Origin of the sequence: Actinosynnema sp. NPDC059335 (assembly GCF_042752395.1) — a bacterium.
Classification (GTDB): domain Bacteria; phylum Actinomycetota; class Actinomycetes; order Mycobacteriales; family Pseudonocardiaceae; genus Actinosynnema.
Genome location: NZ_JBHYXZ010000048.1, coordinates 42,499 through 54,870 on the forward strand (window position 1 = coordinate 42,499; position 12,372 = coordinate 54,870).

The window sequence follows — 12,372 nt, forward strand, 5'->3', positions numbered from 1 at the left end:
TTCGCGTGCGCGCGGCGCGGATGTCTTTTGGGGCAACGGCTCTGCCCCCGGTCGAGGTCCGGCAGCCCTGCCCGCGCGAGGCGGGTCGCAGCAGGCTGGGAGGTGCCAGAGCGACAGCAGCCGCCAGAGCGGGAAGAGACAGGGAGCGACCATGCCGCAGTACCTCTCACCGGGCGTCTACGTGGAGGAGGTCCAATCCGGGGCGCGGCCGATCGAGGGCGTCGGCACCGCGGTGGCCGCCTTCATCGGCTTCGCCGAGCGGGGACCCTTCCACCGGCCGACCCTGGTGGCGAACTGGAACCAGTACGTCCAGCTCTTCGGCGGTTTCACCGAGGACGCCTACCTGCCGCACTCCGTCTACGGCTACTTCGCCAACGGCGGCGGCGCGGCGTACGTGGTGCGCGTCGGCGGCGAGGCGACCGACGCCGACGCCGAACCCGCCGCGCCCGCGCCGGCCGAGCTGGGCGGCCTGCACGTCGCGGCCCTGCCCGGCGCGGGCCCGGACCTGTCGGTCGAGGTGGCCGACGCCGACGGCGAGAACCCGCCCGACGACCGCTTCAGGTTGCTGGTCAAGCAGGGCGGCAAGGTCGTGGAGACCTACGACGTCTCCACGAAGAAGAACGTCAAGAACTACGTCGTGACGCAGGTGTCCGAGCGGTCCAAGCTCATCACGGTCAGCGAGCGGTCCAACGGCGCGCTCGCCCGCCCGGACAAGCAGCAGGTGGCGCTGCCCGCCGCGCCCGCGCCGTCGAAGGCGCTCGCCCGGCTCGACGCCAAGGAGTACCTGGGCGACCCGGACGAGCGCACCGGCATGGGCGGCCTGGAGAGCGTGGACGAGGTCACCATGGTGGTCGCGCCCGACCTCATGAGCGCCTACCGGCGCGGCCTGATCGACCTGGAGGGCGTCAAGACCGTCCAGCTGGCGATGATCTCGCACTGCGAGCAGATGGGCGACCGGGTCGCGCTGCTCGACGCGCCGCCCGGGATGAACGCGCAGAAGATCCGCACCTGGCGGCTGGACGAGGCCAACTACGACTCCAAGTACGCGGTGCTGTACTACCCGTGGATCAAGGTCTTCGACCCGGCCAACGGGCGCAACACCCTCGTGCCGCCCGCCGGGCACATCGCGGGCGTGTGGAGCCGCAACGACAATGAGCGCGGCGTGCACAAGGCGCCCGCCAACGAGGTCATCCGCGGCGCGGTGGACCTGGAGATCAACATCAGCAAGAGCGAGCAGGACCTGCTCAACCCCATCGGCGTGAACTGCGTGCGGTCGTTCCCCGGCCGCGGCATCCGGGTGTGGGGCGCGCGCACGCTGTCGTCCGACCCGGCGTGGCGCTACCTCAACGTGCGCCGGCTGTTCAACTTCCTGGAGGAGTCGATCCTGCTGGGCACGCAGTGGGTCGTCTTCGAGCCCAACGACGACCGCCTGTGGGCCAGCATCCGGCGCAACATCACCGGGTTCCTCACCGAGCAGTGGCGGCGGGGCGCGTTGTTCGGCCGCACGCCGGCGGAGGCGTTCTACGTCAAGTGCGACCGGGAGAACAACCCGCGGGAGTCGATCGACCTCGGCCAGGTCGTGTGCGAGATCGGCGTGGCCCCGGTCAAGCCCGCCGAGTTCGTGGTCTTCCAGCTCTCCCAGTTCTCCGACAGCACCAGCCTCGTCAGCGAATGACCCCGCCCGCGCGGGCGTGAACGAGAAAGGCGGCACCACCCATGGCAGAGGGCGATGCTCTTTCCACCCACATCTTCGGCGTCCAGCTCGGCGGGTTCACCGTCGAGTCGCTCCAGGAGGTCAGCGGGCTGACCGTCGAGGAGGACGTCGTGGAGGTCTCCCAGGTGACGGAGACCGGCAAGCCGGTGCTGCGCAAGCAGCCGGGCGCGCAGAAGGGCGGGGAGGTGACGCTCACCCGGGGCCTGGACCAGAGCGTCACGTTCACCAACTGGCTCAAGGAAACCCTGGAGAAGGGCGCGGTCACCGCCGCCCGCCAGGACATCACCATCGAGGTCAAGGACACCGAGGGCAACACGGTCCGCCGCATGACGCTGTACCGCGCGTGGGCCAGCAAGTGGGAGGGGCCGTCGTTCAAGGCGGGCGAGTCCAGCGCGGCCACCGAGAAGGTGACGCTCGTGTTCGAGGAGATCACGGTCGAATGAGGCGGCGGACGATCGCGCTCGACCAGCTCGACGAGCTGGTCGAGCCCAAGGACGAGCCGGAGCGGGGCACGGCGCGCGGCGGGCTGCGCACCGAGTTCGACTTCGAGCTGCCGCGGGGTTACGTCGACCCCGACGGCGTGGTGCACCGGCACGGCCGGATGCGCCTGGCCACCGCGCGCGACGAGCTGCGGCCCCAGATCGACCTGCGGGTCAAGGAGAACCCCGGCTACCTCAGCGTGGTGCTGCTCAGCCAGGTCATCACCCAACTGGGCACGGTCCGCGAGGTCCACGCCGGGGTGGTCGAGCAGATGTACGCGACCGACATCGCGTTCCTCCAGGACTTCTACCGGCGGATCAACAGCGAGGGGCACACCCGGGCGGGCGTGACGTGCCCGTCGTGCGGCACTGCGTTCGAGGTGGACCTCGCGGGTGGTCGCCTGGGGGAATCGTGACGTACGCGGCCGACCGGCTGCTCGAAGAGGTCGCGTACGTGGCCTACCACTTCCACTGGCCGCGCGAGGAGATCCTCGACCTGGCGCACCACGAGCGCCAGAGCTGGGTCCGCGAGATCGCGCGCATCAACACGAGGGTGAACGAGGGGAGGTGAACCGGTGGGGTTCCGGGACTGGTTGCGGCGCGGGAAGCGCGCCGCGGACGGCGCGGGTGGCGCGGAGGCGGTTGAGCCCGACCGGGTCACCGCTCCGACCCGTCCCGCCTGGGACGGCGGCTGGCGCGCCGTGCCGCCGTTGGACGGGGTGGTCCGGCGCGGCGGGGTGGCGGTGGGGGACGGGCTGCGGTCCCGGGACGGGTTGACGTCGTGGCGCGACCACCGGCTCGGGGGTGAGCTGGGGCACTCGGTGAGCGCGAGCGCGCCGTCCGGGCTGGTCGGAGGGGTGATCGGGCCGGAGGTGTCGGACCGGTCGCGCTACTCGGGCGGCGGTCCGTTGCTGGTGGCGTGGCGGAAGGAGGACGGCGGACCCGCGGCGCGGGGGGACGTCGGTGGCGCGGGCGGGAACGCACCGACCACCGGCCCGGCTCGGTCCGGCAAGGCCGCACCCGGTCCGAGCCGGACCGCCCGCACCGCCGCGACGAGCCGGGGCACCGGGTCGGCCCGGTCCGACGGGCCTGCCGGCGCCGCGGGGACCGGTCGAACCGCTGGAACTGCCGGAACCGGCGAGACCGCCGGCGCTGCCCGGACCGCCGGGACTGTCGGGACCGCTCGGACGAGCGGTGCCGGCGGGACCTCCGGCACCGGTGCGGCGTCCGGCGCTGCCGGGACCGGTCGGACCGCCGGGATCACGGGGTCGGACGGGACCGCCGGGAGCACGGGGATGGACGGGACTGCCGGGATTCTCGGGACGACGAGCGTTCCCGGGGCCGCCGGCGGGACTGGTGCGGCTGCGGGGACAGCGGACGGGGCGGGCGGGAAAGGCGCTGCGGCAGGGCCGAAGGCTGCCACGACACCGCTCGTGGTCTCGCGCGCCGCACTGCCGGCCGACCGGCACGCTGCCTCGCCTGCCTCGCCTGCCTCGCCGACTGGTCGGTCTGCCGGCACGCCGGGCACCTCGTCGGGTGGCCGGTCCGGTGCTCCACCCGCCTCGCCGACCGGCCGCCCCACCGCCTCGCCCGCCGCGCCAAGCGATCGGTCCGCCGTCCCGCCTACCTCGCCGAGTGGTCGGTCCGGCGTTCCACCCACTTCCCCCACTGGTCAACCCGGTGCGTCGCCTGCCTCGCAGGCCGGCAAGCCTGGTTCGCCGAGTGGTGGGGCCGGCGCTTCGCCCGCCTCGGCGACCGGTCCGTCCGCTACCGCGGCTGCGTCGCCGGGTGGCGGGTCCGCTACCTCGGCGGCTGCGTCGCCGAGCAGCGGGTCTGCGGCTTCAGCCGCCGCGCCGCAGGCCGGTTTGCTCTCGGCCTCGACGGGCATCCCGGCAGCCACCTCGGCGAGTGGTCCCTCTGCCGCCTCGCCCGCCGTCCCGCTCACGCCCCCGGCGGCAGGTCCGGCTTCCGCCGCGCCACACGTCTTGCCGGTGATGCGCTCGACCGCGCCGCCCACCGGCTCGTCCGTGTCGGGGCCCGCGTGGTCGTCCACCGGCTCGGCCGTGCCGGGGTCCGGGGCGTCGCCCACCGGTTCGCCCGTGGTGCGAGCCACGCCGCCCGCTGCCCCGACACCTGCCGCCTCGCCGGGGGCAGCGCCGACCGGAGGGCGGCAGGCGGTGCGGAGCGGCAGCGCGGCGGGGCCGGCGGCACCCGGCGCCAGGGCAGTCCGACTCAGCCCGGTGCGACCGCCGTTGACGCTCGCCAGGCCGTCGATCCCACCGGCCCGCGCGCTCCCCGTGGTGGGCGCCGCGCCACCGAAGCCCGCCAAAGCAGCCGAGCGGCCCGCGCCGCGTTCCGCGCCGGTGCTGGGCGAGCCGCTGACGGCCCTGCCCCCGACCGCGTCGGCCGGCGGCCACGGCGGGGTGGTCCAGCGCAGCACGGCCCCGACACCCCCGGTGGCCCGTGTCCAGCGGGGGACCGGGATCGGCGAGCCCATGTCGGAACTCCCGGCCACCGCGTCGCCGGTGAGGGCACGTCCGCCGAAGACACCGGACCGCAAGGCACCCGGCGGCAAGGCACCGGACCGCAACGCGCCCAAGGCACCGGACCGCAACGCGCCCGACGGCAAGGCCCGCGACGGCAAGGCTCAGGTGGCCCCCACGGCTCCAGCCGGGCGGCCGGCGCTGGACCGGCCGGTGCAGCGCGTGCGCGCCAAGGCACCGGAGGCCGGTCCGAGCGTGCAGCGGCTGCCGGTGGTCGCGGTGACCCGGCTCCCGGCCGGGCAGGCCACCGCCCCGCCCGCGCCAACCCGACCCGTACCCGAACCCCGTCCCCGGCCCCTGATCGCCGAACGCCCCCTCACCACCAACACGGGCCTGCCCGAACCGCTGCCGCACAAGGCAGCCCGCCCCGTGGTCCGCCCCCGGTGGTCGGGCACGCCGAACCCGACACCCCCGCGGCCAACCGGCGCACCCGGCCGCACGACCACCCCACCGGCCCCGCGCGTGCACGTCCAGCGGCACACCGGCGGACCCGGGCACACCGCGCCGGCGGTGGTGCGCCCAACCCCGCCCCGACCGCTCGACCACCCCCCGAAGCTCCCCCCGGCCGCGCACCCGCACCCCTCCGGCACCCCGGTCGAACCCCGGCGCGACCGGACCTCCACCGCGCCGGCCGACGCCCCGCGCCCGACGCCCGGGAACGTTCCGGCGAAGTGGCCCGCCACCACGACCGTCCAGCGGACCCCGTCGACCACCAGGACCACACCCGCCGGCGCCGACACCCCGACCGCCGAACGCGGCGACGACAACAAACCGCTGCCCCCGCTCGACCTCGACGACCTGGCCCGCAGGCTGCTCGACCCGGTCGGCCGGCTCCTGCGCGCCGAACTGCGCGAGGGCCGCGAGCGCAACGGCCGACTGCACGACCGCCGCCGCTAGCCGGCCGGCCCGACCAAGGAGCACCAGTGAGCGACGACGTGTTCGCCAGCAGCGTCTTCTTCCGGCTGACCATCGCCGACGACGACCTCGGCATGTTCCACACCTGCGACGGCCTCGGCGCGCAGGTCGAGGTCGAGCAGTACGCCGAGGGCGGCAACAACAACTTCACCTGGAGCCTGCCCTCGCGCATCACCTGGTCCAACATCACCATGACCCGCCCGGTGACCGCCGACTCGGCCAAGGTCCTCAAGTGGTTCAACGAGATCATCAAGGAGGCCGACCGCGAGGACGGCGAGATCGTCGCGCTGGCCCCGGACCTCACCCCGATCGTGAGCTGGCAGGTGATGGGCATCATCCCGGTCCGCTGGCAGGGCCCCAGCTTCGACCCGAACCAGTCCCAGGCCGCCGTGGAGACGCTGGAGTTCGCCCACGAGGGCCTGCACGCGTCCGGCGACGACTGAGCGCGCGAGCGGGGAAGGGGAGGGGACCGTGGCATCGAAGTTCCAGGCCGGGGCGGTCAAGGCGGGCAAGGCCGTCCAGGCGTACTTCGGCTCCGGGCTCGTCAAGGCGCAGTTGGTGATCATGGAACCGCCGGCGACGAGCGGGGCCAAACCGGGTGCGCGGCTGGCCACGGTCAAGTTCCAGTTCAACCCCAACCGGCTGTCGCTCAGCAAGAGCGTCGAGTGGCGGCGCAAGCCCGCGCGGATGGCCGACCAGGCGTCGCTGCCGGAGTTCGTCGGCAGCGGGCCGCGGTCGCTGAGCGTGGACGTGTTCCTGGACGCGACCTCCGAGCACGACAACTCGGTGGAGGAGGGGGTGGAGAAGCTGATGATCGCCTGCGTGCCGACGAAGGCCAGCCTGCGCAAGGAGAAACCCGCGAGCCCGTGGGTGCGCTTCGAGTGGGGCACCGCCAAGTCGGTGTCCTTCGACGGCGTGCTGTCCAGCCTGTCGGTGGAGTACTCGCTGTTCGACGTGGACGGCAAACCGCTGCGCGCCACCTGCTCGCTGTCCATCGAGGAGGCGGGCGCGGGCACGCCCGGCCAGAACCCGACGTCCGGCTCGCGCGAGGCCCGGCGCACGCACCGCGTGGTCGCCGGGGACAGCCTGCCCCAGCTCGCGTGGCGCGAGTACGGCGACGCGACCGCGTGGCGGGTCATCGCCGAGGCCAACGACATCGACGACCCCATGGTGCTGACGCCCGGCACGGAGCTGCTGGTCCCGGGCACCGCGGGCGGGACGGAGGAGGAGCGGTGAGCACGCCGAACGCGATGGGTGACAGCCACGCCGCGAGCGCGGTGGTCACGGTGGACGGCAACGAGCTGCGGGACGAGGCGAAGTTCCTGGTCCGCTGCGTCGTGGACGAGAACGTCGGGCTGCCCGACAGCGCGGTGCTGACCTACCGGGACGCCAACCGGGAGCTGCTCCGGCGGGCGGACATCCGGATCGGCAGCCGGGTCGAGGTGTCGATCGCCGCCTCCGTCGTGACCGCGCCCGAGCCGGTGTTCACCGGCGAGGTCACCGCGCTGGAGATGGACTACGACAGCCCGGCCGTGCTGGTGGTGGTCCGGGCGATGAGCCGGGCGCACCGCCTGATGCGCGGCCGGAAGGTGCAGGCGTTCCGCAACATGTCCGCCTCGGCCGTGGTGCGCAAGGTCGCCCTCGGCGCGGGCCTGACCGTGGGCCGGCTGGACGTCGCCAACGTCACCTACCGGCACCTGAGCCAGGCCGGGGTGTCGGACTGGGACTTCCTCCAGACGCTCGCCCAGGAGCACGACGCCGTGGTGCGCGTGGACGACGGGGGACGGCTGGAGTTCGTCAAGCTCACGCCCGCGAGCAAGGCCCCGAAGGCGTCCGCGTCGGGCGACCCGCACGTGCTGAGGTTCGGCGCCAACACCCACTCCCTGCGCGCCGTGCTCACCACCGCCGACCAGGCCAACGGCGTCGAGGTGCGGAGCTGGGACGTCGCCACCAAGAAGGCGCTGGTCGCGGTGCAGCCGAACACCCCGAGCAAGACCGTCCGGCCGGGGCTGGCCGCGAGCACGGCCAACGCGAAGTTCCCCACGACGGCGCCCCTGCTGGTCACCGACACCCCGTACGCGACCCAGGCCGAGGCGACCCGCGTGGCGCGCTCGCTGGAGGCGTCCACCGGCGCGGGCTTCGGCGAGCTGGAAGCCGTGGTCGACGGCAACCCCAAGCTCCGCGCGGGCGACCCCGTGACGCTGGTGCGGTACGGCCCCGACTTCGACGGCAGCTACACCGTGACCGGCGCGCGGCACGTCCTCGGACCCGAGACCGGCTACCGCACCACGCTGACCGTCAGCGCCTCCTACGACCGGTCGCTGGCCGGCCTGGTCACGGGCGGCAACGCGCCCGCCCGCAGCCAGCGGATGCCCGGCCTGGCGACCGGGATCGTCACCGACATCAAGGAACCCGGCCGGGACCAGCGCGGCTGGGTGCGCCTGAAGTTCCCCTGGCTGGACGACACCTACGTCACCGACTGGGTGCGCACCGTGCAGTGGGGCGGCGTCGGCGGCGGCGGGGTGTTCAGCCCCGAGGTGGACGACGAGGTGCTGGTCGGGTTCGAGCAGGGCAGCCTGGACCGGCCCTACGTGATCGGCGGGCTCTACAACGGCGTCGACAAGCCCTCCCCGCACGGCCGCGCCCTGGTGGACCCCCTGCGCGGCAAGGTCAACCGCCGCTCCGTCGCCGACCGCAACGGCAACCGGCTGGAGCTGCTGGACAGCCGGGCCGCCACCGGCGTCCGGCTGGTCACGGGCGACGAGCGGCTGGAAGTCCTGCTGGACGACAAGCAGAACCGGATCGAGGTGTCCGTGCGCGGCCCGCGAGGCGTGGCGGCGCTCAGCTCCGTGACGCTCACCGGCACCTCGGCCACGGTCAAGGCCGGCCCGGGTTCCGTCACGCTCGACAGGTCCGGCATCACCATCGACGCCGGCGTGGGCGTGCTCACGCTCAAGGGCACCCTCATCAAGCTCAACTGACCACGTGAGGAGAGTTCCGCCATGCCCATCGCCGCCCGTCAGGGCGACCTGACCGTGCACGGCGGCGCGATCGGCGCGCCGCTCAACCCGCTCTCGGCGGCCCGCCTGCTCACGGTGCTGATCGAGGGCAAGCCCGCCGCGACGATCAACTGCGTGCACGTGTGCGCCGTGGTGCCGCACAACGCCGTGCCCAACATCGTCATGCCGACGCCCGCCGTCGCGCGCCGGGGCGTGCTCATCGGCGGCCTGCCCGCCGCCGGGGCGCTGGACGAGACCTCGTGCAAGGCGAAGATCTCGCCCCGGCCGGGCACCGTGATGATCGGGGGTGCGCTGTGAGCGCCGACTTCGTCGGCCGCGGCTGGGGCTTCCCGCTGCGCGTCGGCCCCACCGGCGGCATCGGCATGGTCGACCGGGACCAGGAGATCCAGGAGGCCATCCGGCTGATCCTCGGCACCGCGCCGGGCGAGCGCCCGATGCGGCCGGAGTTCGGCTGCGGCATCCACGACCTGGTGTTCGCCACCGCCGACGGCGCGACCGCCGGGCACGTCTCGCGCGAGGTGCGCGCGGCCCTGGACCGCTGGGAACCGCGCATCGACGTGAGCGACGTGGTGGTGGCGTTCGACTCGGTCGACGTCGGCACGCTCTACATCGACATCCGCTACACCGTGAAGTCCACCAACGACCAGCGCAACCTGGTCTTCCCGTTCTACACGATCCCGTCCGAGGAAGGGGAGGCCGACTGATGGCGATCCCAGCGCCCAACCTGGACGACCGCCGCTTCCAGCAGTTCGTGGACGAGGCCAAGCGCTACGTCCAGCAGAGCTGTCCGGAGTGGACGGACCACAACGTGTCCGACCCCGGCGTCACGCTCATCGAGACCTTCGCGCAGATGACCGACCAGCTCGTGTACCGGCTGAACCGGGTGCCGGAGAAGAACTACCTGGCGTTCCTCGACCTGCTGGGCGTGCGCCTGTTCCCGCCCACCGCGGCCCGCGCGCGGGTGACGTTCTGGCTGTCCGCGCCGCAGGCGGAGACCGTGTCGCTGCCCGCGGGCACCGAGGTCGCCACCATGGGCTCGGAGTCCGCCGAGGCGACGGTGTTCGCCACCACCGGCGAGCTGCCGATCGTGCCGTGCGACCTGGCGCGGCTGGTCACCCGGTCCGCGTCCGGCGAGCACGCCGACCGCACCCGCGACCTGGAGGCGGGCAAGGACGTGCCGTGCTTCCATCACGCGCCCGCGCCCGGCGACGCCACCCTGTTCGGGCTGACGGCCGCCGTGCCGAACTGCGTGGTGGTGCTGCGGCTGGAGAGCCGCGTCGAGGGCATCGGCGTCGACCCCCGGCAGCCCCCGCTGGTGTGGGAGGCGTGGACCGGCGCGGACTGGGCCGCGTGCGAGGTGGACGAGGACGGCACCGGCGGCCTCAACCGGCCGGGCGAGGTCGTGCTGCACGTGCCCGGCGGCCACACCACGTCGGTGATCGCCGGGCAGCGTGCGGGCTGGCTGCGCTGCCGGGTCACCGCGCCGGCGCCCGGCCAGCCGTTCTACTCCGAGTCGCCGACCGTCCGCGAGGCCGAGGCTTACACGATCGGCGGCACCGCCACCGCCGAGCACGCCGAGACCGAGGTCGACGTGCCGCTGGGCGAGTCGGCGGGCGTGCCCGGCCAGCGGTTCCGCGTGCCCCGGGCCCCGGTGCTGCTGGACGGCGACCCGGTCGTGGTCCAGGTCTCCGCCGGGGACGGCTGGGAGGACTGGTCGGTGGTCGAGGACTTCGGGGCCTCCGGGCCCGACGACCGGCACGTGGTGCTCGACGCGTCGATCGGCGAGTTCCAGTTCCCGCCCGCGGTCCGCGAGGCCGACGGCACGCTGCGGCGCTACGGCGCGGTGCCGCCGAAGGGCGCGGTGGTGCGGGTGCCGCGCTACCGCACCGGCGGCGGGCGGTCGGGCAACGTCGCGCGCGGCGTGATCTCGGTGCTGCGCAGCTCGGTGCCCTACGTGTCGGCGGTGGAGAACCGGGAGGCCGCGATCGGCGGCGTGGACGCCGAGACGGTCGCCGAGGCCAAGCTCCGCGCGCCGAACCAGCTCCGGGTGCAGGACCGCGCGGTCACCGCCGAGGACCACGAGCTGATCGCCCGGCAGGCCGCGCCGTCGCTGGCCCGCGTCCGCTGCCTGCCCGTGGCGGGGGAGGCGGGCGCGGCACGGGTGCTGGTGGTGCCCGACGCGGTGGCCGACGAGGGCGACCGGCTGCGGTTCGAGCAGCTCATCCCCTCCGACGAGGTGCTGGCCGCGGTCTCGCGCCGGTTGGACGAGCGGCGCCTGCTCGGCACCCGGCTGGTCGTGGAACCGCCGCGCTACCAGGGCATCACGGTGGTGGCCCGGCTCACCGCGGCCGACGTGGACCAGGTGCGCGAGGACGCCCTGGCCGCGCTGTACCGGTACCTCAACCCGCTGCGCGGCGGGCCGGACGGCCGGGGCTGGGGCTTCGGCAGGCCCGTGCAGTTCGGCGAGGTGTTCTCCGTGCTCCAGGCGGTGCCCGGGGTGCTGCTGGTGGACGAGATCCGGATGTTCCCGGCGAACCCGGTGACCGGGGCGCGGGGCGGGCCGGTCGACCGGCTGGACGTCGCGCCCAACGCGCTGGTGTTCTCCCACCAGCACCAGGTCGCGGTCGGTGCGCCGTGACCAGGGCGGCGTTGCCGGAGCTGCCGAGCAGTCACCCGTTGGGGGACATGCTGCCCGCGCTGTACGCGGCGGACGACTTCGCGCAGCGGTTCACCGCCGGGCTGGACGCCGTACTGTCGGCAGTGTTGTCCACTTTGGACAACCTGGCCGCGTACCTGGACCCGACGCTCGCGCCGGAGGACTTCCTGGCCTGGCTGTCGTCGTGGGTGGCGGCGGGGCTGGACCCGGCGTGGCCCGAGCCGTTGCGGCGGGCGCTGGTGCGCCGGGCCGTGGAGCTGCACCGCAAGCGCGGCACGGTGCGCGGGCTGGTCGAGCGGCTGGAGCTGTCGCTGGGGGTGCGCGCGGAGGTGGCGGACGGTCCCGGGGTGCGCTGGTCGGGCTCCCCGGACACGCCGCTGCCCGGCGCGGCGGCGGAGGTGGTCGTGGTGCGGGTGTGGGCGGGCTCGTCCGGTCCGGTGGACCGGGAGCGGGTCGAGGCGCTGGTGGAGGCGGTGTGCCCGGTGCACGTCCGGTGCGCGGTCGAGGTGCCGGACGCCCCGCCCGCGGGCGGGGGGTGACGGCCGTGGTGCGCCCGTGCCCGCAGTGCGGCGCGTCCGTGCAGGACGGCGACGACTTCTGCGGCAACTGCGGAACCTACCTGGGCTGGTCCGCCGAGGCCGCCCGACCGGCCGCGGGGCCGGGAACACCCCCGCCCGTCGAACCCGCGCCGGTCGCTACCGCGCACGGCTCGGCGGCGGAGCCCGGAACGGCCGGGCCAGGGCCGGCCGCGAACGCGCGTGCGGCGGGGGATCCGGCCGACCGGCCGGCCGCGGGGCCGCCGGGACGTGCCGCCGGGACCGGAGCGGGTGACGGTGTGGCCGGGGGGCAGCCCACCGCGGGCGGTGAGCCGGCCGGGCGGCCGTCCGCCGCGCCGCAGCAGGAGCGACCGGTGGCGGATCCCCTGGCGTCCCCGGGGGGGGGGGGGCCCCCCCCCCCGGGCCCCCCCCCCCCCCCCCCCCCACGCCCCCCCCCCCCCCCCCCCGACACCCCCCCCCCCCCCCCCCCCCGGGGCGCCCGCGCGCGC

General features: G+C 74.8%; 14 protein-coding genes. 13 read left to right on the plus strand and 1 reads right to left on the minus strand.

What is annotated here, in order from left to right; genetic code table 11:
- Nucleotides 1-151 precede the first annotated feature (151 nt).
- Genes ACFXGA_RS17425 through ACFXGA_RS17440 form a run of 4 tightly spaced genes read left to right on the plus strand, consistent with a single transcriptional unit; the run spans nt 152 to nt 2,764 of the window.
- Nucleotides 152-1,675 (plus strand): phage tail sheath family protein, encoded by a 1,524-nt coding sequence (locus tag ACFXGA_RS17425; protein WP_378088959.1) that lies wholly within the window; start codon nt 152-154, stop codon nt 1,673-1,675.
- A 41-nt stretch (nt 1,676-1,716) separates the two neighbouring features.
- The gene (locus ACFXGA_RS17430; RefSeq protein ID WP_233815714.1) at nt 1,717-2,157 is read left to right on the plus strand and encodes a phage tail protein; all 441 of its coding nucleotides are present in this window, start codon (nt 1,717-1,719) and stop codon (nt 2,155-2,157) included.
- The gene (locus tag ACFXGA_RS17435; protein WP_366201755.1) at nt 2,154-2,609 is read left to right on the plus strand and encodes a hypothetical protein; all 456 of its coding nucleotides are present in this window, start codon (nt 2,154-2,156) and stop codon (nt 2,607-2,609) included. The genes ACFXGA_RS17430 and ACFXGA_RS17435 overlap by 4 nt, the downstream gene beginning before the upstream one ends.
- Nucleotides 2,606-2,764, plus strand: coding sequence for a DUF6760 family protein (locus ACFXGA_RS17440; RefSeq protein ID WP_176947121.1), 159 nt, complete (start codon nt 2,606-2,608; stop codon nt 2,762-2,764). Before ACFXGA_RS17435 ends, ACFXGA_RS17440 begins: the two co-directional genes overlap by 4 nt.
- A gap of 1,101 nt (nt 2,765-3,865) precedes the next feature.
- Here ACFXGA_RS17440 and ACFXGA_RS17445 read toward each other — a convergent pair.
- Entirely contained in the window at nt 3,866-4,633 is a 768-nt protein-coding gene (locus ACFXGA_RS17445) for a hypothetical protein (protein ID WP_378088962.1), read from the minus strand.
- A 55-nt stretch (nt 4,634-4,688) separates the two neighbouring features.
- Between ACFXGA_RS17445 and ACFXGA_RS17450 the strand changes: the two genes are divergently transcribed.
- From ACFXGA_RS17450 to ACFXGA_RS17490, 9 genes are all read left to right on the plus strand, one after another.
- Nucleotides 4,689-5,633, plus strand: a complete 945-nt coding sequence (locus tag ACFXGA_RS17450) for a hypothetical protein (protein ID WP_378088964.1) — start codon at nt 4,689-4,691, stop codon at nt 5,631-5,633.
- Nucleotides 5,634-5,659: 26 nt separating this feature from the next.
- Nucleotides 5,660-6,094, plus strand: a complete 435-nt coding sequence (locus ACFXGA_RS17455; RefSeq protein WP_378088966.1) for a phage tail protein — start codon at nt 5,660-5,662, stop codon at nt 6,092-6,094.
- 28 nt (nt 6,095-6,122) lie between these two features.
- On the plus strand, nt 6,123-6,887 hold the full coding sequence (locus tag ACFXGA_RS17460; protein ID WP_378088968.1) for a LysM peptidoglycan-binding domain-containing protein: 765 nt from the start codon (nt 6,123-6,125) through the stop codon (nt 6,885-6,887).
- On the plus strand, nt 6,884-8,632 hold the full coding sequence (locus tag ACFXGA_RS17465; protein WP_378088971.1) for a VgrG-related protein: 1,749 nt from the start codon (nt 6,884-6,886) through the stop codon (nt 8,630-8,632). The genes ACFXGA_RS17460 and ACFXGA_RS17465 overlap by 4 nt, the downstream gene beginning before the upstream one ends.
- Nucleotides 8,633-8,653: 21 nt before the next feature.
- Entirely contained in the window at nt 8,654-8,968 is a 315-nt protein-coding gene (locus ACFXGA_RS17470) for a PAAR domain-containing protein (RefSeq protein WP_378088973.1), read from the plus strand.
- On the plus strand, nt 8,965-9,375 hold the full coding sequence (locus ACFXGA_RS17475; RefSeq protein ID WP_378088974.1) for a GPW/gp25 family protein: 411 nt from the start codon (nt 8,965-8,967) through the stop codon (nt 9,373-9,375). Before ACFXGA_RS17470 ends, ACFXGA_RS17475 begins: the two co-directional genes overlap by 4 nt.
- The gene (locus ACFXGA_RS17480) at nt 9,375-11,309 is read left to right on the plus strand and encodes a putative baseplate assembly protein (protein WP_378088976.1); all 1,935 of its coding nucleotides are present in this window, start codon (nt 9,375-9,377) and stop codon (nt 11,307-11,309) included. Before ACFXGA_RS17475 ends, ACFXGA_RS17480 begins: the two co-directional genes overlap by 1 nt.
- Nucleotides 11,306-11,866, plus strand: coding sequence for a phage tail protein (locus ACFXGA_RS17485; protein WP_378088978.1), 561 nt, complete (start codon nt 11,306-11,308; stop codon nt 11,864-11,866). Before ACFXGA_RS17480 ends, ACFXGA_RS17485 begins: the two co-directional genes overlap by 4 nt.
- An 8-nt stretch (nt 11,867-11,874) precedes the next feature.
- Nucleotides 11,875-12,372: zinc ribbon domain-containing protein (locus ACFXGA_RS17490; RefSeq protein ID WP_378088981.1), on the plus strand; the 498-nt coding region annotated here is incomplete at its 3' end.

Bases quoted from the DNA above. Each gene is read 5' to 3' on its own strand.
- ACFXGA_RS17450 (WP_378088964.1), top strand. From the start codon at position 4,689: ATGTCGGAACTCCCGGCCACCGCGTCGCCGGTGAGGGCACGTCCGCCG.
- ACFXGA_RS17470 (WP_378088973.1), top strand. From the start codon at position 8,654: ATGCCCATCGCCGCCCGTCAGGGCGACCTGACCGTGCACGGCGGCGCG.
- ACFXGA_RS17480 (WP_378088976.1), top strand. From the start codon at position 9,375: ATGGCGATCCCAGCGCCCAACCTGGACGACCGCCGCTTCCAGCAGTTC.
- ACFXGA_RS17425 (WP_378088959.1), top strand. From the start codon at position 152: ATGCCGCAGTACCTCTCACCGGGCGTCTACGTGGAGGAGGTCCAATCC.
- ACFXGA_RS17435 (WP_366201755.1), top strand. From the start codon at position 2,154: ATGAGGCGGCGGACGATCGCGCTCGACCAGCTCGACGAGCTGGTCGAG.
- ACFXGA_RS17430 (WP_233815714.1), top strand. From the start codon at position 1,717: ATGGCAGAGGGCGATGCTCTTTCCACCCACATCTTCGGCGTCCAGCTC.